The sequence below is a fragment of the Marinobacter koreensis genome (assembly GCF_023156285.1).
In the GTDB taxonomy this organism is placed as follows: Bacteria; Pseudomonadota; Gammaproteobacteria; order Pseudomonadales; family Oleiphilaceae; genus Marinobacter; species Marinobacter koreensis.
Genome location: NZ_JAKZAJ010000001.1, coordinates 954077 through 975532, shown reverse-complemented (window position 1 = coordinate 975532; position 21456 = coordinate 954077). Strand labels below are relative to the sequence as shown.

Annotated in this window: 21 protein-coding genes; 13 read left to right on the top strand and 8 right to left on the bottom strand. The window is 58.5% G+C overall.

The window, feature by feature from the left end; translation table 11 throughout:
- Positions 1-64: 64 nt before the first annotated feature.
- Together clpA and clpS are read right to left on the bottom strand one after the other, a co-directional pair.
- Positions 65-2335, bottom strand: a complete 2271-nt coding sequence (gene clpA, locus MLD04_RS04685) for an ATP-dependent Clp protease ATP-binding subunit ClpA (protein ID WP_248155198.1) — start codon at positions 2333-2335, stop codon at positions 65-67.
- Between the two features lie 18 nt (positions 2336-2353).
- A complete protein-coding gene (gene clpS / locus MLD04_RS04680) occupies positions 2354-2713 on the bottom strand; it encodes an ATP-dependent Clp protease adapter ClpS (protein WP_008938621.1) in 360 nt (119 codons plus the stop codon).
- Positions 2714-3024: 311 nt separating this feature from the next.
- Here clpS and MLD04_RS17650 point away from each other — a divergent pair, with 311 nt between their 5' ends.
- The 8 genes from MLD04_RS17650 (at position 3025) to MLD04_RS04640 (ending at position 10107) form a co-directional block, all read left to right on the top strand.
- Complete coding sequence (locus tag MLD04_RS17650) at positions 3025-3333, top strand: cold shock domain-containing protein (protein WP_282451724.1); 309 nt, start codon at positions 3025-3027, stop codon at positions 3331-3333.
- Between the two features lie 228 nt (positions 3334-3561).
- Positions 3562-4188, top strand: a complete 627-nt coding sequence (locus MLD04_RS04670; RefSeq protein ID WP_248155196.1) for a pseudouridine synthase — start codon at positions 3562-3564, stop codon at positions 4186-4188.
- A complete protein-coding gene (locus MLD04_RS04665; protein ID WP_248155194.1) occupies positions 4185-4634 on the top strand; it encodes an NUDIX hydrolase in 450 nt (149 codons plus the stop codon). The genes MLD04_RS04670 and MLD04_RS04665 overlap by 4 nt, the downstream gene beginning before the upstream one ends.
- Positions 4635-4682: 48 nt before the next feature.
- The gene (gene mnmA / locus MLD04_RS04660) at positions 4683-5864 is read left to right on the top strand and encodes a tRNA 2-thiouridine(34) synthase MnmA (protein WP_248155192.1); all 1182 of its coding nucleotides are present in this window, start codon (positions 4683-4685) and stop codon (positions 5862-5864) included.
- Entirely contained in the window at positions 5861-6499 is a 639-nt protein-coding gene (hflD, locus tag MLD04_RS04655; RefSeq protein WP_248155190.1) for a high frequency lysogenization protein HflD, read from the top strand. The genes mnmA and hflD overlap by 4 nt, the downstream gene beginning before the upstream one ends.
- Before the next feature lie 100 nt (positions 6500-6599).
- A complete protein-coding gene (gene purB / locus MLD04_RS04650) occupies positions 6600-7967 on the top strand; it encodes an adenylosuccinate lyase (protein ID WP_248155189.1) in 1368 nt (455 codons plus the stop codon).
- 15 nt (positions 7968-7982) lie between these two features.
- Positions 7983-9134: a ribosomal protein uL16 3-hydroxylase gene (locus tag MLD04_RS04645; RefSeq protein WP_248155187.1), complete on the top strand. Its 1152-nt coding sequence runs from the start codon at positions 7983-7985 to the stop codon at positions 9132-9134.
- A 7-nt stretch (positions 9135-9141) separates the two neighbouring features.
- The gene (locus MLD04_RS04640; RefSeq protein WP_248155185.1) at positions 9142-10107 is read left to right on the top strand and encodes a GNAT family N-acetyltransferase; all 966 of its coding nucleotides are present in this window, start codon (positions 9142-9144) and stop codon (positions 10105-10107) included.
- Here MLD04_RS04640 and MLD04_RS04635 read toward each other — a convergent pair.
- Positions 10096-11106 (bottom strand): LysR family transcriptional regulator, encoded by a 1011-nt coding sequence (locus tag MLD04_RS04635; protein ID WP_248155183.1) that lies wholly within the window; start codon positions 11104-11106, stop codon positions 10096-10098. The genes MLD04_RS04640 and MLD04_RS04635 overlap by 12 nt on opposite strands.
- Before the next feature lie 230 nt (positions 11107-11336).
- Between MLD04_RS04635 and MLD04_RS04630 the strand changes: the two genes are divergently transcribed.
- Both MLD04_RS04630 and MLD04_RS04625 read left to right on the top strand, forming a co-directional pair.
- The gene (locus tag MLD04_RS04630) at positions 11337-12107 is read left to right on the top strand and encodes a hypothetical protein (RefSeq protein ID WP_248155181.1); all 771 of its coding nucleotides are present in this window, start codon (positions 11337-11339) and stop codon (positions 12105-12107) included.
- Between the two features lie 117 nt (positions 12108-12224).
- Positions 12225-14510: a hybrid sensor histidine kinase/response regulator gene (locus MLD04_RS04625; protein ID WP_282451772.1), complete on the top strand. Its 2286-nt coding sequence runs from the start codon at positions 12225-12227 to the stop codon at positions 14508-14510.
- On the opposite strand, the gene MLD04_RS04620 is transcribed toward MLD04_RS04625, so the two are convergent.
- Together MLD04_RS04620 and MLD04_RS04615 are read right to left on the bottom strand one after the other, a co-directional pair.
- Complete coding sequence (locus MLD04_RS04620) at positions 14449-14934, bottom strand: MarR family winged helix-turn-helix transcriptional regulator (protein ID WP_248155177.1); 486 nt, start codon at positions 14932-14934, stop codon at positions 14449-14451. The genes MLD04_RS04625 and MLD04_RS04620 overlap by 62 nt on opposite strands.
- A complete protein-coding gene (locus tag MLD04_RS04615; RefSeq protein ID WP_248155175.1) occupies positions 14931-15416 on the bottom strand; it encodes a glutathione peroxidase in 486 nt (161 codons plus the stop codon). The genes MLD04_RS04620 and MLD04_RS04615 overlap by 4 nt, the downstream gene beginning before the upstream one ends.
- Positions 15417-15669: 253 nt before the next feature.
- Here MLD04_RS04615 and MLD04_RS04610 point away from each other — a divergent pair, with 253 nt between their 5' ends.
- The 3 genes from MLD04_RS04610 (at position 15670) to htpX (ending at position 18338) form a co-directional block, all read left to right on the top strand.
- Complete coding sequence (locus tag MLD04_RS04610) at positions 15670-16884, top strand: pyridoxal phosphate-dependent aminotransferase (protein ID WP_248155173.1); 1215 nt, start codon at positions 15670-15672, stop codon at positions 16882-16884.
- Positions 16885-16896: 12 nt separating this feature from the next.
- Complete coding sequence (locus MLD04_RS04605) at positions 16897-17355, top strand: hypothetical protein (protein WP_248155171.1); 459 nt, start codon at positions 16897-16899, stop codon at positions 17353-17355.
- Between the two features lie 101 nt (positions 17356-17456).
- Positions 17457-18338, top strand: coding sequence for a protease HtpX (htpX, locus tag MLD04_RS04600; RefSeq protein ID WP_248155169.1), 882 nt, complete (start codon positions 17457-17459; stop codon positions 18336-18338).
- Positions 18339-18391: 53 nt separating this feature from the next.
- Here the strand turns inward: htpX and pdxB are convergent, their stop codons facing one another.
- From pdxB to MLD04_RS04585, 3 genes are read right to left on the bottom strand one after another with little or no spacing between them, the layout of a single operon-like run.
- Positions 18392-19546: a 4-phosphoerythronate dehydrogenase PdxB gene (gene pdxB / locus MLD04_RS04595; RefSeq protein WP_248155167.1), complete on the bottom strand. Its 1155-nt coding sequence runs from the start codon at positions 19544-19546 to the stop codon at positions 18392-18394.
- Between the two features lie 22 nt (positions 19547-19568).
- Positions 19569-20852: a DEAD/DEAH box helicase gene (locus MLD04_RS04590; RefSeq protein ID WP_248155165.1), complete on the bottom strand. Its 1284-nt coding sequence runs from the start codon at positions 20850-20852 to the stop codon at positions 19569-19571.
- The gene (locus MLD04_RS04585) at positions 20849-21439 is read right to left on the bottom strand and encodes an elongation factor P hydroxylase (RefSeq protein ID WP_248155163.1); all 591 of its coding nucleotides are present in this window, start codon (positions 21437-21439) and stop codon (positions 20849-20851) included. Before MLD04_RS04585 ends, MLD04_RS04590 begins: the two co-directional genes overlap by 4 nt.
- Positions 21440-21456 lie beyond the last annotated feature (17 nt).

Genomic DNA, 21456 nt, shown 5'->3' with positions numbered 1-21456 from the left:
TCTGAAAAACCCCGCCGAGGCGGGGTTTTTTAGTGCGTTTCCGGGCGAATCTGCCGCCGGACCGTCAGACGGCCTCGGCGGGTTCATCCTCGTATTCGAACTCCAGATCGTCGCCCTTCAGGTGGATGTACACGTCGCCGCCGTGTTCCGACAACCGCCCGAACAGAATCTGCTCGGCGAGCGGCCGCTTGATCCGGTCCTGGATCAGACGTGACATCGGGCGGGCACCCATGGTGGCATCGTAACCCTTCTCGGCCAGCCAGGCTTTTGCATCCTCGTCGACATGAAGGACGACGTGCTTCTCGTCCAGCTGAGCCTGAAGCTCCGTCAGGAACTTGTCCACCACGTGGGTGATGGTGTCCTTCTGGAGATCGGCGAACTGGATAATGCCATCAAGCCGGTTCCGGAATTCAGGCGTGAAGGTCTTCGCGATGATCTCCATGCCATCCGTGCTGTGATCCTGCTCGCTGAAACCGATGGACCGGCGGGCCATGCTCTCTGCGCCCGCGTTAGTGGTCATCACCAGAATCACGTGACGGAAATCGGCCTTGCGACCATTGTTGTCCGTCAGTGTCCCGTGATCCATCACCTGCAGCAACAGGTTGAAGACCTCCGGATGTGCCTTCTCGATCTCATCCAGCAGCAACACGCAGTGGGGATGCTTATTCACCGCTTCGGTCAGCAACCCACCCTGATCGTACCCGACGTAGCCCGGGGGTGCGCCAATCAGACGTGATACCGTGTGCCGTTCCATGTACTCGGACATGTCGAACCGGACCAGCTCGATACCCAGCACCTTCGCCAGTTGGCGGGTTACCTCGGTCTTGCCGACGCCGGTCGGACCGGCAAACAGGAACGCACCTTCCGGTTTTTCCGGCGCCTTCAGGCCGGCACGGGCCAGTTTGATGGCCGTCGAGAGTGACTCGATCGCCGGATCCTGGCCGAATACCACCATCTTGAGATCCCGCTCGACGTTACGCAGCAGTTCCTTGTCGCTGGTCGAGACGTTCTTCGGCGGAATCCTGGCAATATTGGCAACCACGTCTTCTATTTCAGACACATCCACGGTTTGCCGACGCTGGCTTTCCGGCAGCATTCGCTGACGCGCACCGGCTTCATCAATCACGTCGATGGCCTTATCCGGCAAGTGACGATCCGTGATGTAGCGATCCGCCAGTTCCGCGGCGACACGAAGCGCCTTGTCGGTGTATTTCAGATCGTGATGCTTCTCGAAACTGGGCTTGAGCCCCTTCAGGATCTGATAGGTATCCTCGACACTGGGTTCGTTAACGTCGATTTTCTGGAAACGGCGTGCCAGGGCACTGTCTTTCTCGAAAATACCCCGGAATTCCTGGAAGGTGGTCGAACCGATACAGCGAATCTCGCCCGAGCTCAACATGGGCTTGAGCAGATTCGACGCATCCATGACACCACCTGACGCTGATCCGGCGCCAATGATGGTGTGGATCTCATCGATGAACAGAATGGCGTGGTTCTGCTTCTTCAGTTCACTCAAAAGGCCCTTCAGGCGCTTCTCGAAATCGCCCCGGTACTTGGTGCCCGCCAGCAGCGCGCCCATATCCAGCGAGTAGACGACAGCGTCAGAGATAATGTCTGGCACCTGGCCATCGACGATACGTTTCGCCAGGCCCTCAGCGATGGCGGTTTTGCCGACACCGGCCTCACCCACCAGCAACGGATTATTCTTGCGACGACGTGCCAGAATCTGGACAACCCGCTCAACTTCGTGCTCCCGCCCGATCAGCGGGTCGATACGGCCCTGCCGGGCCTGCTCGTTCAGGTTGGTTGCATAACTTTCAAGCGGCTTGGACTGGCCGCCTTCCTCTCCGACCTCTTCGTGGGAAGCCTGGTCGTGACCTTCATCCTCTTCGGCGCCCTGGACGCGGGAGATTCCGTGAGACACGAAATTCACCACATCGATACGGGCAATGCTCTGCTTCTTCAGAACATAAACGGCCTGGCTTTCCTGCTCACTGAAGATGGCCACCAGGACATTCGCGCCCGTAACCTCTTTCTTGCCGGAAGACTGGACGTGGAATACCGCCCGCTGCAAAACCCTCTGGAAGCCCAGAGTGGGCTGGGTTTCACGCTCACTGTCGTTGCTTGGAATCAGAGGCGTGGTGGAATCCACGAACTCTACCAGTTCCTCTTCGAGGCGCTTCAGATCCGCACCACAGGCTTTGAGGACGCCCACCGCCGATTCATTGTCCAGCAGAGCCAGCAACAAATGCTCGACCGTCATGAATTCATGACGCTTGTCCCGGGCATTTTTGAAGGCCGTATTCAGCGTAATTTCAAGATCTTTGCTCAGCATGGGCCACCCCAACGTCTTTCAGTCCGCACGTTCAATCTCGCAAAGGAGCGGATGTTCGCATTCCGAGGAATACTGGTTCACCTGTGCTGCCTTTGTTTCTGCGATGTCTCGGGTATATACCCCACATACGGCTTTTCCTTGCGTATGGACGAGCAGCATCACCTGCGTCGCCTTTTCTTCGTTCATTGCGAAGAACTTCATCAGTACATCCACCACAAAATCCATGGGGGTGTAGTCATCATTCAGAAGCACGACCCGGTACCTTGCCGGGCGTTTCAGAGCTGGTTTCTCAGGCGCCACACTGACGTCATCCTGACGACCAGGCTGGTTGTCCTCCCCCTGATTCAATATTAGTAGAGAATTGTCGATAGTCCGCATGTTTCTTTACCGGTTTACTCGGTGTCCCCGTTTAATGTGGTTGTCCGCCGCACCGTTTTCAAGCCAGAGGCGCGACGTAGCGTGAGAGAATTATCAATACCGGCATGATACCGTTTCCAGACCGCGTTAAACCACACATTACGACGATAGAAACTATTGACTCAAAGCGTCGATTGGTCGACAGTTAATGTGCATTGTTAAATATTGTAAAGATGTACAATGCCTGTGTAACACGACGACCTGGCGGAGCTCCGGGTTGCAGATCTACCCGAATAATAAGAACTGACAGCAAAGGAACAGGGGAGTTCATCATGCCAAGAGGCAAAGTTAAGTGGTTCAACAATGCCAAAGGTTACGGATTCATCATCGAGGATGGCTGCAGTGACGACCTGTTTGCCCACTTTTCTTCGGTTCAGATGGACGGCTACAAGACCCTCAAAGCCGGTCAGACCGTAACTTTTGAAAAAAAGCCCAGCGACAAGGGCATTCACGCGGTCAACATTGTGCCTGACGAGATGCCCTCAAGGTCCGCCGAAGGCCGACACGGGACTGACGAGAAAAGATCCGATTCCAGGGATCAGGGCGGCGACGACCTGTCCCAGCGAGCGGTCAACGCCTGACGAGCTTAATCCGTTATCTGTCGCCGGGCGAACAACCCGGCGCAAGGCGTCGGGCGAAACGCCTGAATCGTGCCCGTCAGCAGAACCGGGCAACAGACCCATTGACGGGGCCGCAAATCAGCGTGCCTGGCGGTAGGTCATTGCCATAGACACGGCTTGCCAATTCCGGAAAATCCCGTACCCTTTGCGCTCAACCCCGCCAGCGACACAGGATTCCGGAACCCCCGTATGTCCGAACTCGTGCTGTTCAACAAGCCCTTTCATGTTCTTAGCCAGTTCACGGATCAGGCCGACAGCGGTCATCATGGTGCCAGAACAACACTGGCGGACTGGATCCGTGTACCCGGCATTTACCCCGCTGGCCGGCTCGATTATGACTCGGAAGGCCTGCTTCTGCTCACAGGCGACGGGGCCTTGCAGCATCGCATTGCCTCTCCCACGAACAAGATGCCAAAGACCTACTGGGTGCAGGTAGAGGGTGACATCACAGACACCGCGCTGGATGCGTTGGCAGCGGGCGTCACACTGAAGGACGGCCTGACCCGGCCTGCCAAGGCAAACCGACTGGGCGAGCCCGATGTCTGGCCCCGGACACCACCGGTGCGGCATCGGGAATCCATACCAACAAGCTGGATCGAACTGACCATTACCGAGGGCCGGAACCGTCAGGTTCGCCGGATGACCGCTGCCGTCGGGTTCCCCACGCTCCGCCTGATCCGCTATCGTATTGGCAACTGGACCCTTGACGGACTCTCGCCGGGCCAGTATCGAACGGTCACCGTACACTTACCGGCCGGCAAACCGCCGGCAAAACGTCGCAGAAAGCCCGCTTCAAGGAGGCCATCCCGCCCATGACCTGGACCCCACACGCCACCGTCGCCGTCATCGTCGAAGACACGGAAGGCCGCTTTCTCATGGTTGAGGAGGTCAGTGCAGGCCGTGTCGTTTTCAACCAGCCAGCCGGCCATGTCGAGGAAGACGAGCCTATTCTGGACGCGGTTCGCCGAGAGGCCCTTGAAGAGACCGGATGGGACATTCAACCCCGATACTTCCTTGGTATGTACACCTACAAGGCTCCGGCCAATGGTGTCACCTACTACCGTTTCTGCTATGTCGCCGATGCGGTAAACCACAGGTCTGACGAGCTTGATGATGGCATTCTCGCTGCTCACTGGCTGACACTGGACGACATCCGGGCGCTCGGTGACCAGTTGCGCAGCCCGCTGGTTCTGCAATGCATAGAAGATTACCGAAACGGCCGCCGTTACCCGCTTGACGTGGTGGTCGAGGCGCAGACGTAACGGGCCAGAAATGCTAGACTCGCGGCTTTTATTCAACATGGGGCTGAAATGAGCAACAAGCCTGAAGTCATCTCGCCAGAATCCACCCGGGTGATCGTTGGCATGTCCGGTGGTGTCGATTCTTCCGTGGCTGCCTGGCTTCTGAAGGATCAGGGCTACCAGGTTGAAGGCCTGTTCATGAAAAACTGGGACGAGGACGACGGCACCGAATACTGTACCGCCATGACCGACCTTGCCGACGCACAGGCCGTGGCGGATGCCATTGGCATCAAGCTCCACACCGCCAGTTTCGCTGCGGAATACTGGGACCGGGTATTCGAACACTTTTTGGCCGAATACAGCGCCGGACGCACCCCCAACCCGGACATTCTGTGTAATAAGGAAGTAAAATTCCGGGCGTTCCTGGATTACGCCATCACCCTTGGCGCCGATTTCATTGCCACCGGACACTACGCCCGCCAGCGCCCCCTCGCGGACGGATCCGGCAAGGCCCTACTGCTCAAGGGCCTCGATCCGAACAAGGACCAGAGCTACTTTCTTCATGCGGTGTCCGGTGAACGGATTGCCCGCACCCTGTTTCCGGTCGGTGAACTTGAAAAGCCGGAAGTCCGGCGAATCGCTGAACAGCAGGGGTTTGTCACCCATGACAAGAAAGACTCCACCGGCATCTGCTTCATTGGCGAGCGCAAGTTCCGTGACTTCCTGAAACAGTACCTGCCCGCACAACCTGGCGATATCGAAACCCCCGACGGTCAGGTGATCGGTCGGCACCAGGGCCTGATGTACCACACCATCGGGCAGCGTCAGGGTCTTGGCATTGGCGGTCTGAGCGACTTCGGTGATGAACCCTGGTATGTCGCTGAGAAAGATCTCAACCGGAACGTCCTGATCGCCGTTCAGGGCAAACAGCACCCCCTGCTGTTTGCCCGTGGGCTGGTCTCTGGTGCGATCGACTGGGTTGCCGGAGAAGCCCCTTCCGGCCATTTCCGTTGCAAGGCCAAGACCCGTTATCGCCAGCCTGACCAGGACTGCGAGGTAACGCTCCTTGCCGGCGGGGGTGTCAAAGTGATTTTCGACGACGCACAACGAGCTGTGACACCCGGTCAGTCGGTGGTTTTCTACGACGGCGAAGTCTGTCTTGGCGGTGGCGTCATCGAGGAGACCTGGCGGGACGACCAACCGTTGCCGGAGCGGGCTGACACATCGGCACGCCATGGAATGAGCGCATGAGCCGATCCCTTCACGATCAGACCCTGGCCCTGGCCGGCCTGTTCCAGGCCTCCGCGCTGGTGCAGCAGATTGCCCATCGGGGCCAATGCAACGAAGCCAGTCTTGAAACCTCGATCCGTTCGCTGTTCGCGACCAATCCGGAGACCACGCTCGACGTATTCGGCGGTGAGCTGACGGACATACGGGAAGGTCTCGAGACACTGGCCGCCATCATGGGCCAGCAGAGCAAGCCGGAGGATGTGGAAATTCTCCGGTACACGCTCAACCTCGTCCATCTGGAGGCCAAGCTCCGGCGCCATCGGGATATGCTGGACGTCATCGGCAGCCGTATTGATCAGGCCCGCCATACTGCCAGCCACTTCGGTTACACCCACCCCAACCTCATCGGTAATCTGGCGTCCGTCTATACCGATACCATCAGCACCTTCCGCCAGCGGATTCAGGTAACCGGCAATCCCACCGTGCTCCAACGGGAAGAAAATGCTGCCAAGGTGCGCGCACTCCTGCTTGCGGGGATTCGTTCGGCGGTCCTGTGGCATCAGTGTGGAGGCCGGCGCTGGCAACTGCTGTTCGTGCGCCGGAAAATCATACAGCACGCCCGGGAACTGGCCGAGCAGTCCCGCCAGTTGCCGTAATCCTGCCCGGTTTTAACGCTGATTCCCGTCCCGGCCTGGTGTATCATGGTCGGCCCAATTTCTGTTTGTTTCGATTCTTTGATCACTTGAGAGGTTTTCGATGGAACTCACCGCCCTGACGGCTATTTCCCCCGTCGACGGACGCTATGGCAGCAAAGTCAGTGTATTTCGCAGCATTTTCAGCGAATACGGCCTTATCCGTAACCGCGTGACCGTCGAAATCCGGTGGCTCCAGAAACTGGCCGCCCACCCCGGGATTGCCGAAGTACCGTCCTTTTCCGAGGAAGCCAACCAGTTCCTCGACACCATGGTCAGTGAGTTCAGCCTGAGCGACGCCGAACGCATCAAGGAAATCGAACGGACCACCAATCACGACGTCAAGGCGGTGGAATACTTCATCAAGGAAAAGATTGCCGGCATGCCCGAGCTGCACGCCGTCACCGAGTTTGTCCACTTTGCATGTACGTCCGAGGACATCAACAATCTCTCCCACGCACTCATGCTTCGGGAAGGACTGGATCATGGCCTGCTGCCAGCCATGGAGCGCGTCATCGACAAACTGGCAGAACTGGCCCGGGAGCACGCCGAGCAACCCATGCTGTCCCGCACCCATGGACAGACCGCCTCTCCGACAACCGTCGGCAAGGAATTCGCCAATGTCGTGTTCCGCCTCCGTCGCCAGCTTGAGCAGATTCGCCAGATCGAACTGCTGGGCAAGATCAACGGTGCAGTGGGCAACTACAATGCCCACCTGTCCGCTTATCCGACGGTGGACTGGGCAGAAAACGCCCGGTCGTTCATCGAAAGCCTGGGCCTGGACTGGAACCCGTACACCACCCAGATTGAGCCGCACGACTACATCGCCGAGCTCTACGACACCATCGCCCGCTTCAACACCATCCTGATCGATCTGGACCGGGACGTGTGGGGCTACATTTCCCTCGGCTATTTCAAGCAGAAGACCGTGGAGGGCGAGGTCGGCTCCTCGACCATGCCACATAAGGTCAACCCCATCGATTTCGAAAACTCCGAGGGTAATCTGGGCATTGCCAATGCCCTGTTCGATCACCTCGCCGCCAAGCTGCCCATTTCCCGCTGGCAGCGCGACCTGACCGATTCGACCGTGCTCCGCAACCTGGGCGTGGGCTTCGCGCACAGCCTGATCGCCTATGAGGCGACCCTGAAAGGCCTGGGCAAACTGGAACTCAATCCCGGCCGCCTGAACGAGGACCTGGACCACGCCTGGGAAGTCCTGGCGGAACCCATCCAGACTGTGATGCGCCGCTACAACATCGAAAAGCCCTATGAAAAGCTCAAGGCTTTGACCCGCGGCAAGGCAATGACCCCGGAAGTCATCAAGAATTTTGTCGAGACACTCGATATCCCGGACGCAGCCAAGGCGGAGCTGATGGCCCTCACACCGGGCAGCTACCTCGGTAACGCGGCCGAGCAGGCGCGCAACATCTGAAGACAGGAGCACACCATGGACATGCTGGGCGGACTGACACCCTCCGAGTTTCTGCGGGACTACTGGCAGAAAAAGCCGATGGTCATCCGTCAGGCCTTTCCCGGCTTCCAGTGCCCCGTCAGCGCCGATGAACTGGCCGGGCTGGCCTGCGAAGAAGGCGTTGAGTCCCGGATTGTGATCGAGAACGACAACGGCAAGCCGTGGCAGCTTCACAACGGACCATTTGCCCCCGACCGTTTCGAGACACTGCCGGATCAGGACTGGACACTCCTGATCCAGGGACTTGATCATTGGGTTCCGGAGGTTGCCGACCTTCTTGAACATTTCCGGTTCATCCCGAACTGGCGCCTCGACGATATCATGGCCAGCTATGCTCCCCGGGGTGGTAGTGTTGGCCCCCATTACGACCAGTACGACGTGTTCCTGCTCCAGGCCGAAGGCCACCGCGAGTGGACCTTTGGTGGCCATTGCGACCATAACTCCGCGCGGATGGAGGGAACGCCCCTGCGCATTCTCAGCGGTTGGGACGGCGAGGAGACCGTCACCCTGGCTCCGGGCGACATGCTGTATCTCCCCCCCGGCATCGGCCATCACGGCATTGCCCAGGACGACTGCATTACCTTGTCGGTGGGCTTTCGGGCACCGACCGTGGATGACCTGTTAACCGGTTTCACGGATTTCCTGTGCAGCCAGTCCGACGCGGATGACCACCTGAACGACCCGGACCTGCAGGTTCAGCCGAACCCGGGTACCATCGCCCCGGACGTCATCGACCGGCTCGACCACGTGCTTCGCGCCAAACTGGAAGACCGGCGGCAGCTGGCGCTCTGGTTTGGGCAATATGCAACCACACCCAAGAGCCTCGACATTGTGGTGCCGGCCGAGGAACCTGCGGCCGAAGAGGATCTCGCTGAGGCCATCCGCGCCGGCGAACGCCTTCGGTGGAACGAGGGATCACGCTTTGCCTACCATGAGCTGGGAGAAGAGACCGCGCTCTTCGTGGACGGCGAACAATATCTTCTCCGGGGGGATGCGCGCCCGGTTGCCCCCCTCCTTTGTGCCGGCGCACGCATCGACATGGGCGCATTGAAACCTCTGACAGAAGACCCCGCCCTGCTCGGGCTTCTAACCAGGCTCTACAACCAGGGATCCGTCTATTTCGAATAGGAGTGTTATGACCATCCGGTTCCGAAAGTACAGCTGGCAGCTGGCGCCCGGTCAGCTCCGGGACATTCGTCAGAAGGTTTTTATCGACGAGCAGAGAGTACCCCCGGAGCTGGAGTGGGACGACACCGACGAGATCGCCGATCATTACCTCGCGGTGTTGCCGGACAACACACCGGTCGGCGTCGCGCGTCTCTTCCCGGCCCTGGATGAAACCGGCCATATCGGCCGCATGGCCATCCTGCCGGAGCATCGGGGCAAAGGATTTGGCGAGGCGCTGCTCAGGCACCTGATGGCAGAGGCCGCCTCCCAGTTCGACGAGTTGCGGCTTTCAGCCCAGGAACATGCCGTGCCCTTTTATCGCCGGTCAGGTTTTCACGTCTGCTCGGATGTATACGATGACGCAGGCATTCCCCACTACGACATGCGCTGCCTTGCTCCTGCACTGGCCATGGAGGCATTACCAGACAACCCTTACCCGGCCATCCTGGGCGAGGATCCGTCCAGCTGGCTGTTCGATACCGAAACGCGCATGCTCGCCCTGATGGATTCACTCGCAGGCCAGGCAAGACAACGTCTATGGCTTTATGACCGGCTCCTCGAACACGATCTCTACGACCGGGGCCGCTTCCGGGAACTGATCTCCGTGCTGGCACGCGGCCACAGACTCAGCGAAGTAAGGCTGTTGATCCACGATGACAAACCCCTGGTCAAGCGACGCCACAAACTGGTGGAGCTGATGCGCCGGCTGCCCAGCCGTATCGAGTTGCGTCTGACCAACGACGACTATCCGCTCGAAGACCAGCCATTCATACTGGTTGATCGCGAGGGCGTGCTGTACCGGCACGACTTCTACAAGCCGGAAGGGTTTGGCAAGTTTTCCGACGCCGGCAGGGTCAAACAGCTTTCTGAAAGTTTCCAGAGGATGTGGGACGCCGGCCGTGGTTCACTGGAATTGCGGGAACTACCGCTCTGAAGAATGGACCTGAGGCAGATCCGATGCCTCAAAGCGTGCCCCGAAATCCGCAAACTCCGCATCCACCTCTTCCGCGACTTCGGCGATCAGTTTCCGCAGCCACTGGTGATCGGTGTTGTGCTGGAGTAAAGGGCTCCAGGCCATTTTCAGCTCGAAGGGCGGAATCTCGAACGGTGGCACCTTGACCACCAGATTAGGATTATCCTTCTGCAGCCACGCCGCCCGCGACGGCAGCGTTGCAATCAGGTCGTGCTGCTCCGCGAGCAGCATCGCCACCTGGTAGTGGCGGGTAAACACGGAGATCTGCCGCTTTCGCCCCATCCGGGACAGGGCCTCGTCGACCCAGCCCAGTCTCTGGACATCCTTGGGATTAACCCCGACGCCAACCCCAAAGCCGGTTTTACTGACCCAGATATGGCTGGCGTCCAGGTAGGTGTCCAGCGTGAAAGGCTCTTTGAGTATCGGATTCCGGACGTTCATCAGGCAGGCAAAGTATTCGGCCCAGAGGGTTTTCTGGTGGAAGGACTGGGGAATCTTGTCGAACCGGTTGATAGCCATGTCCAACCTGCCCTGCTCCACATCCAGAAAACTTACGTCACTGGGGGTGAGCACATCCAGGGTGACATTCGGGGCTTCCTGACGAATCCGGCGCAGCACCCGGGGCATCAGGCAGGACTCGGCATAGTCACTGGCCATGATCCGGAAAACCCGATGGCTCTCCATCGCCGAAAAAGGCGTTTTCTCCTGAACCGTCTGTTCGATATCCGACAGAATGCCCCGCACCATTGGCTGCAACTCCCGGGCACGCTCGGTGGCGGTCATCCCCTCACTGGTTCTGACCAGCAGGGGATCGGCAAACAGATCCCGAAGTCGACGAAGGCCATTGCTCATGGCAGGCTGGGTAATCCCCAGATGGTTCGCTGCCTTTGTAACGTTGCGCTCCCGGAGCAGAACATCCAGGTAAACCAGAAGATTGAGATCGACTCGGGAAAGATCCACGGCTGTCTCCCTGAAGGAAGTGGCATTCAGACCGCCAAAACGGTACATTCACCAAAACAATATACGCTATTTTGTAGATTCACAAAATGAATGAAGCGAAGTTTCACATTTCAAAACGGATTCGAATGACTATTTCTGCTAGTCTGATTGTTGAATAATATCGGCAAGTTGTGGCCGGTTCTTCACGCCAGTCACCGACAGTTCCCGAAGCCGGAGTCCACGCTGACATCATGAATACCATAACAGTCGTTCTTTTACTGGCGGGCATTGTGACCGTCTCGATAGCGATCATCGTTCTGAGCCAGATGCGTGAAAAGGCCCGAATAGAGCGTGCCAGGAAAATCACGGCCCAGGAAGACGCCTACAATCGGGCCAACCGTCTGCTTACTGAAATTCCGGGCCAATACCTCACCCCGGATCTCAAGCTGCTCATTCTGAAGCGCATGGAGGAGGCCTGCAATGAGCTGGCCTCGCTGAAATCGAACCTCCCGGTCCAGCAATGGCGAAATGGCGTACTCCAGACCAAGAAAGCGGTTATGGAAAACACGGACTCACGCCCCCCGGTCAAGATTGACTCTCCGGACAAGTCCAATTACGTCAAAGAGCTCCTCCAGAATCTCTTCAAAATGATTGAAGGGATGCACAAAAGCGGCAACATCAACACGGCGACCGCCAAGAAAAATCTCAAATACGTGCTGTTCCTCGTCCACAAGACCCACGCGGACCTCCACGTTTTCCAGGCCCGCGATTTTGTGCGCCAGAACCAGATCCGCAAGGCGATCCATGCCTATCATCTCGCCAGCACGGAAATGGGCAAGTCCAAGGACAACCCGCTCGCCATGAAAGCCGTCAAGAGCTTCCGCACGCGGATCAAGGAGCTTGAGGCCATGAGTGCAGACGGCGTCGACAGCAGTGCCGAGTCCCACTCCAAGCTGGATCGCGAATGGGACAACTTCCTTCACGACACCGAGTGGAAGAAGAAAGCGGACTACGACGATTGACCGTCAGGCGGTGCAGGCACCGCCTTCAGACAGCAACAGGGAAGTCAGAAAGCAGTGACTAACTGGTTCCGGAAAAGACTCTCGTACCGACTGACCCGGGACACCGTTCTGGTTGCCATGGCGGTCGGCCTGGTGCTGAACCTGATCCAGATCACCCTCGACTACTTCAGTGCCCGCGAATCGATGGAGTCGGAAGTTCACGCCCTGATGGAAATCAGCCAGAGCCCCGCATCCCAGATCGCCTACAACATCGACGTACGACTTGCAGAAGAGCTGCTCGACGGGCTTTTGCGCCATCCGGCCACCATTGATGCCCGCATCATAGACAGCGAGGGCCTGACCATGGCCGCCGCCAGCCAGAGCAGCCTGTCATCGCCCTATCGCTGGCTGAGCGATCTGCTTTTTGGTGAAAGCCTGACCTTTTCGTCCGAACTCCGCGTAAAACAGCTCCAGGATCTCCCCCTCGGGCGGCTAGTTGTCACTATTGACACCTACCATTACGGACTCCAGTTTCTGGAACGCAGCCTGTACACATTGGTCAGCGGACTGCTGAAAAGTCTGGCTCTGTCGGCTGCCCTGCTTGCGATCTTCTATGTCGTGCTGACCCGCCCGATGCTCAATGTCATCGGCGCTCTCAGCCGTGTGACGGCCAATTCCCCCGAGAAAATCCGACTTCCTGTTCCATCCGGACACGGGGAGGATGAGATCGGGATCATGGTGGGCATTATCAATCAACACCTGGAGGCGATTGACTCCAGCCTCGCGCAACTGCGCTCTGCCGAGAGCGCCATGAAGAACTACTCCAGTCAGCTGGAGCAGGAAGTTGCCGATCGAACCCGGGAAATTTCCGAGAAGAATTCCGCACTGCAGCGGGGCAACAATGCCCTTGTCCGGGCCAAGGAGGACGCGGTTCGCCGGGCCAGGGGGCGGGCCAACTTCCTGGCCAGCATGAGCCACGAAATCCGCACACCGCTCAATGGCCTGCTGGGCATGCTCGGCCTGGCCGTGGAGGGCGAGCTCGACCCGGTACAGCGCAATCGCATAGAGATCGCGCTCAATGCGGGCGAAAGCCTGATGAACCTGCTCAACGACATACTCGATATATCCAAGGTGGAAGCGGGCAAGCTGGACCTCGAAAACATTCCCTTCAGCCTGCGGCACCTCATTGAGGAATGCGCCACCCTCCATGCCCAGCAGGCCCGGCGCAAGGGAATCGACCTGGTCACCGAGGTCGACCCGGAGTTACCGGAACAGTTCCTCGGAGACCCGACGCGAACGCGACAGATCCTCAACAACCTGATCAGCAATGCGATTAAATTTACCGAAAAGGGTCTTGTGCGGGTCAAGGCAAGCTATTCCGCGGGCAGTTTCCGGCTCGAGGTGATCGATACCGGTATCGGGATGTCGAAACAGGGACTGCACCGGATCTTCTCACCGTTTTCCCAGGCCGATTCCGACACCACCCGGCGCTATGGCGGAACCGGTCTGGGGCTGACGTTATGTCGTCAGCTCGTGGAACGGATGCACGGTCAGATACTGGTGGATTCAAGCGAAGGCACCGGGACGCACTTTACCGTAACGCTGCCTTTCCCGATCCATGAAACGGAAGACACAGACTCCCTCTCCAACAAAGCGATGGAGACTTTACGGGATGTCGGAGTCGCCCTGGCCATTCCGACCAGCCACCCGCACAGAGCGGCACTGGAGAACCAGCTGCGCGCCTGGCATATCCCGGTTCGGGGAGCGAGCCGCCACCCGGAAGGTATCCTCCTGATTGCCATCGATGGCGATGATCCCGAGTCGCTTGCCTATGCGGAGAGCTGGTCCGGCACCGGCGTGGTCATCGCCGGCACCCAGATCAACCAGGTGTCACGGCACACCCAATACCCGTTGTTGCCGCTGCCCATGCGCCGTGACGAGCTCTTCCAACGCCTGTGCCAGGCAGCCGCGATCGAGATCGGGGAATCTCCCGGACACCCGACGGCGACGCCGCCACTTCAACCTGTCCGCCCCCTGTCCATACTGCTGGTGGAAGACAACGAGGTAAACCAGATGGTGGCCACCAGCCTGCTGAAGAAGTTGGGCCACCGGGTCGATCAGGCCGAGAATGGCGAACGCGCCCTGAATGCCCTGGAAAGCCATCGTTACGACCTGGTTCTCATGGACTGCCAGATGCCAGTCATGGACGGTTACGAGGCCACACGACGAATCCGTCAGAATCCGGCCTATGCCGGGCTTCCCATCATTGCCGTCACGGCCAACGTCATGCAGGGCGACAGGGAAAGCTGTCTTGCTGCGGGCATGAACGACTACATCACCAAGCCCTATAATCGGGAACAGCTCAGGGCGATGATTGAGCGTTGGGCGCCGAACCCGCCTCCAGCATCTCCAGAACAGCCCTGAGTTCATCCCTGAGTGCGCCCAGACGCTCGGGCGGCAGGTTCAGATCGCACAGCAACCTGGCCGGCACCTCCCTGGCCTTATTCTCGAGGGCGAGTCCTGCATCCGTCAGCGATATGATGACGCTGCGTTCGTCGCCGGGGTCCCGGGAACGGGACAACAACCCACGCTCAGACAACCGTTTCAGGAGCGGCGTCAGTGTGCCGGAGTCCAGTCGTAAACGGCGTCCGAGATCGGACACGTGTGTGACCTGACCTTGCCTGGCATGCTCCCAAAGCACCAGCATCACCAGATACTGGGGATAAGTGACTCCAAGCTCGTCCAGAATAGGCCGATACCGGGCAGTCACGGCCCGATTGGCCGCATACAGCGCAAAGCAGATCTGGTTGTCCAGTTTGAGGATCTCAGGCGAGGCAGACTCGTTCATAGCAGCGCTTCGATGTCCTTGCGAATAGCCTCTGGCTTGGTCGTCGGCGGATATCGACGGACGACGTTGCCATCCGGGCCCACCAGGAATTTCGTGAAGTTCCATTTGACCTGCTCAGACCCCATCAATCCTTTGGCCTCGTGCTTCAGGAACCGGTACAGGGGATGGGCGTTATCGCCATTAACCTCAACCTTGGAAAACATCGGGAAGTCGACGCCGTAGTTGAGACTGCAGAACTGGCTGATGGCCGACTCATCTTCGGGATCCTGGTTCATGAACTGATTGCAGGGGAACCCAAGCACTTCCAGTCCCCGCTCCCGAAGCGATTCATACAGCGACTGCAAACCCTCGAACTGCGGCGTAAACCCACATTTGCTGGCCGTATTTACAATCAGAAGGACTTTGCCCCGGAACTCGGACAGACTCCGTTCATTGCCCTGGATATCCCGGACGGAAAAGTCATAGATACTCGGCTTCGTCATTCGATAGACTCCTGTCACGCATTTAGATTGTGCAAAATATAATTTTGCACATAAAGAATCAAAAAGACAGCGCTCAACAGGCCACTCGGTCACATCTCCGACAATCGGCGTGAATTTACGGCGCTAAGGTATCCATTTAGCGCCATAATTCATCACAATTCCCCTGTTGAAGCACCACCCTGCTCCGCTAGAATAACGACAGCCCTTACCACAAAGGCATTCATCCGTCAGAGACCGAAGGAAATCCAGTCCCATGCAGAACTACTACAAGTCCGCCAAGCTCGATAACGTCTGCTATGAAATTCGGGGGGTGGTTCTGCGTGAGGCGCGTCGGCTCGAGGAAGAAGGTCATCGGGTCCTGAAACTGAACATTGGCAACCCGGCGGCGTTCGAACTGGATGTACCTGAAGAAATCCAGCAGGACGTCATCTACAACATGCACCAGGCCCAGGGCTACGTCGAATCCAAAGGGCTGTTCTCGGCCAGAAAGGCGGTGATGCACTATTGCCAGCAGCGTGGCATCGATAAGGTCGATATCGATGACATCTACCTCGGCAACGGCGTCAGCGAGCTCATCGTCATGTCCATGCAGGCCCTGCTGAACACCGGCGATGAAGTCCTCATTCCGGCACCGGATTACCCCCTGTGGACTGCGGCGGTTACCCTGTCCAGTGGTAAGCCTGTGCATTACCGCTGTGACGAAGAGCAGGACTGGTTTCCGGACATTGACGATATCCGCAAGAAAATCACCCGTCGCACAAAAGCGATTGTCCTGATCAACCCCAACAACCCGACCGGGGCGGTGTATTCGACGGAACTGCTGGAACAGGTCATTGAGCTGGCGCGTCAGCACAACCTGATCGTCCTGTCCGACGAAATCTACGACAAGATCCTGTACGACGGCACCGAGCACGTATCCACCGCATCGCTGGCCGACGACGTCCTGTTCCTCACCTATAACGGGCTGTCGAAGAATTACCGCGCTGCGGGTTACCGGTCGGGCTGGATGATCATCAGCGGCGCCAAACATCGGGCAACGGACTTTATCGAAGGCATTGAAATGCTGTCGAACATGCGGCTGTGCGCCAATGTACCGGCCCAGCTGGCCATCCAGACCGCCCTGGGCGGTTATCAGTCAATCAACGACCTGGTCGCCCCGGGAGGGCGCCTGTTCGAACAGCGGGAAACCGCCTGGCGGATGCTGAACGATATCCCCGGGGTGAGCTGCGTCAAACCCAAAGGGGCGCTCTACCTGTTCCCGAAGCTGGACCCAAAACATTTCCCCATCGTGAATGACGAAAAGCTGGTGCTGGACCTGCTCCTGCAGGAAAAAATCCTGCTTGTTCAGGGCTCTGCGTTCAACATTGACGACAAGCAGCATCTGCGGGTGGTCTTCCTGCCCCGTGCCGACACCCTGAACGATGCCATGGGCCGTCTGGGGAACTTCCTGGAAAAATACCAGCAGTAACCGGGGAACATCATGGCAGATATTCACGTGGAAGAATTCTACCGGGACGTAGCAATCGCTCTGGCCCAGCTCTACAGCGTTTTTCCCCGCCGGATCAATCTGTTCGTCGAGGACATTGCGGGCCCGGATGAACCGGATGAATTCGGGCTGCACAGCAAGCGCCACATGGCCTGCTTCGGTGCCCTGCTGTGGCTGGAGGAAGAGGGCCTGCTTCGTTATGTGGACACGATCCGCCAGGAAGCGCTGGATCAGGCCGTCCTGACCCGTGAGGCCTTTATCCGCCTGAGCGCCCCTGCGCCCGCGGCGCTCGTCGATGCCGCCGGTGTCGATAGCGGAGAGGAGTCCGCCCTACCACAATCGGTCCGGCGCGATCTGTCCACCTATATCCATCTCATCCGCCAATCCCTGAAGTCGGGGCATTCCGCCCGGATCAGCCAGATAGTCCAGGCAACCTTCTTTGCCGACGCCTGAAATATTAAATCGCCGTAATCTTGTTGAACGCCTGAACCCGGGCCGCATATAGCGGTCAGATGGGTGAATTATTTCTTTGACTGGAAGATCCGGGAATTAACATGCGAATACTGCTGTTTCTGGCGACCAACCTCGCGGTCATTCTGGTTGCGAGCTTTACGCTGCGATTGCTGGGTGTGGACAGTTACCTGGCACAAAATGGTATCGATTACGGCTCTTTGCTGGCGTTTGCAGCCGTTTTCGGCTTCGCCGGTGCTTTCATCTCGCTGCTCATTTCCAAACCGATGGCGAAATGGAGCACACGTGCGCAGGTAATCGAATCTCCGAGGACGCCGGCGGAGCGCTGGCTGATGGAAACGGTCGCAGACCTTGTCGGCAAGGCGGGTATCAAGATGCCAGAAGTCGCCATCTTTCCGGCCTCACAGTCCAATGCGTTCGCCACCGGCTGGAACCGGAACGATGCCCTGGTTGCGGTAAGCCAGGGCCTGCTGGAGCGATTCAACAAGGATGAAATCCGAGCCGTGCTGGGCCACGAGATCGGCCACGTGGCAAACGGCGACATGGTCACCCTGACCCTGATTCAGGGCGTGGTGAACACCTTCGTGATCTTCGCATCGCGGGTGATCGGATCGTTTGTCGACCGCGTTGTCTTCCGCAACGAACAGGGCCACGGCATTGGCTTCTTCGTGGTTAGCATGGTGGCGGAACTGGTTCTCGGGATCTTGGCCAGTACCATCGTATTCTGGTTCTCGCGTCGCCGGGAATACCGGGCGGATATTGCCGGCGCCCAGCTCGCGGGTCGGTCTTCCATGATTCAGGCACTCCAGCGCCTCAAGCAGGAAAGCGAGGTGCCGGATCAGATGCCGGACAGTCTGCAGGCCTTTGGAATCAACCGCGGGGCTCGTGGCGGCCTCGGCGCCCTGTTCATGACCCACCCTCCCCTGGAGGAGCGGATCGCAGCCCTTCAGAGTGCCAAACTGTAAGACAGGCGGGGCAGGGACGCCCCTTTTGGCATATAGATGAGAGGCGGGAACGGTCAGATTTTCAGTTTGAAACCAATCGCCCGGAATTTGTCCTGCAGCGATCGACTGGATCCCTTCAACTGAACCTTGAGGCTGGAGCACTCCCGACGAACGGGGTAATCACGGCGAAGGCGGTCAAAAGCCTCGGCCCGTTCCTCCAGGCTGCCGGTCATGGCCAGACGCAACCGGGCGTCGTCCTGGCGGGGATCGTAGCAGGACCTCAGGGCAATACGGATAGCCTGCCCCTCCTCCACCGATCCGGTGAACGATACCTTGTTCAGGGGCGGCTCCGGCAGAAACTGCCCGGCCTTTTTGCGAACCGGCAACCCGAGAAACTGGCTGAGTGCACGGTACACCATTTCGGTGCCCTGCACCTTCCCTTCCAGACTGTAGCCCGCAATATGAGGTGTTGCCTGCCAGACAAGGTCAACCAGTTCCGGTTCGATCCGGGGCTCCCTCTCCCAGACATCCAGAGCCACCAGCGGCGCATCGCCTGACAGCAGTCGCTGCTTCAGCGCGGCACCATCGACAACCTCGCCCCGGCCCGAATTGATCAGCAACTGGTCCGAGGTGAGCGTTGCCAGCGCCGATGCGCCAATCATGTGGTAGGTCGCGTGCTCTGATGAACGGGTCAGCGGAGTGTGAAGCGTCACGACATCGCACTCCAGGGCCTCGGCCAGACTCACAAACTCGCCGGCCTGATCCGCTTCCTGCTCTTCCCGGGGCGGGTCGCACAGGCGAACCTCAAATCCCAGCCGGCCCAGGATCGATGCCAGCTGGCCGCCCACATTGCCAACCCCGACGATGCCGACGCTCAGATCGCTCCAGTCGGCGAGACCTTTCCGCTCCGCATAGAGTGACAACGTGGAGAGAACGTACTCCGCCACGCTGTTGGCATTGCAGCCCGGCGCCGCAGAGAAATAGATGCCCTGTTCCCTGAGCCAGTCGACGTCGACATGGTCGGTCCCGATGGTTGCGGTACCCACGAACCGGACGCGACTGCCTTCCAGTAATTCCCGGCCGACCCGGGTAACAGAGCGAACCAGAAGGATGTCGGCATCCCGCACGTCCTCTGCATTCATGCTCCGGCCGGGTACTCGCCGTATGTCGCCGATATCACCAAAAAAGGAGTCCAGCAGGGGAATATTCTCGTCGGCTACAATCAGCATTGGTCGTCTTTCCCGCCCCGGCTCAGTTTCTTCGTGATCTCTGGGGACCGCGTCCGCCCTGAGGCCGGCCTCCCGATCCTCTGCGCCCGCCTCGCTTCCTGGTGATCGGCGGCTTCTCCAGCGGCGACGTCAGATCCTCACCTGGTACTTCGGTCTTCAGTTTTTGCTGGATGTACTTTTCGATCGCGGGCAGCGCGAAGGAGTCGTCCTCATCGGCCAGACTCACGGAAACACCGGTACTCCCCGCTCGGCCGGTTCGGCCGATCCGGTGCACGTAGTCTTCGGCATTTTCCGGCAGATTGTAATTGAAGACATGGGTCACGCCGTTGACGTGAATTCCGCGTCCGGCCACATCGGTGGCCACCAGAACCTGAATGCCGCCTTTCTTGAACTGGTCCAGGGTCCGGAGGCGTTTGTTCTGGGCAATCTCACCCGACATCAATGCCACCTTGACCCCCTGGTTCTTGAGGTCTTCCTCCAGATCACGACACTGGTCCCGCCGGTTGGCGAACACGATGGCCTTGTCGACTTCCGGACGTTTCAGGTAATTGACCAGGACGCGGAGTTTGTCGTCCTCCCCGACGAGGTAGACGCTCTGCTCTACCCTCTCGGCGGTCTTCTGCTCAGGTTCGATCTCCACGAACTCGGCATCCCGCGTCCACATGGAGGCGAGATTGAGAACGTCCTGGTTAAAGGTGGCGCTGAACAGGAGCGTCTGGCGATCGTCCTTGGGCGTGCATTTGCGGATGATGCGCTTCACATCGGGAATGAAGCCCATGTCGAGCATCCGATCGGCCTCGTCGAGGATCAGAATGTCGATCTGATCCAGGAAGACGTCCTGCGAGCCGAGAAAATCGATCAGGCGACCGGGCGTAGCCACCAGAATATCGACGATGTCGTTCTGGAGTTGATCCCGTTGCTTGTCATAATTCATTCCCCCGACCACGGTCACGACATTGTGGCCGGTGTGCTTGCACAGCTGTTCAGCGTCCTTGGCAATCTGCAATGCCAGCTCGCGGGTAGGTGCCAGCGCCAGCACCCGTGGCTCGGAGGCAAAACGCTGCTCCTTCGGAATCGGGGTCTCGAGCAGCGCCTGAATGGCGGTGATCAGAAACGCAGCCGTTTTACCGGTACCTGTCTGGGCCTGGCCAATCAGATCTTCGCAGGCCAGCGTCCAGGGCAGCGTTTCGGCCTGGATCGGCGTACAGTATTCAAAGCCGATCGCCTTGATGGCCTCCTGCAAGCGTTTGTCCAGGTTAAGATCGCTGAACTTGAGGTCACCGGTATGTTTTGGGTCAGATGTCATACAGCTTCTGTATTCCTTGATCTGTCGGAAATCGAATGGGATGGAACCAGACGTCGAACGTCCCGCCGCCAGGATTCATCAAAATCCTGTGCGGTTCCGTAAAATGACTGCAGTGTCTCGAAAAACCGTTGTCCGCGCTCCGGAAGACCCCGTTCCCGATACTGGATTGCCTGTTCCAGTACATTGTTCCGGAACCGTTGTTCGTCCCGGGCACCACCCCCGGAAAGATTATCCACACTGATGTGGAATCGAATGCCCGCCGCCAGGGAAAACAGCCATTCCTGGGCCTGGGGTTTGATTTCGACCTGCTCGAAGGCCTCCTGCTGTTCCGGTGTTCTGCCATCGGGACAGTACCAGTAACCGTAGTCATGGAGGGTACGACGATGGGCCCCAGCGATACACCAATGGCTGATTTCATGCAACGCGCTGGCATAATAGCCATGCGCAAACACGACCTGCGCCAGGCCCTCCGGTTGATTCGCAGGCAGGTATTCGGGTTCTGAGCCGCCCCTGACCAGAATTGTCCGGTAATCTTCCCGGAACAGGTCATTGAACAGCATGATAAGATCGTTCGGACTGTGGTTCATTGGGAGGCTATTGTGCG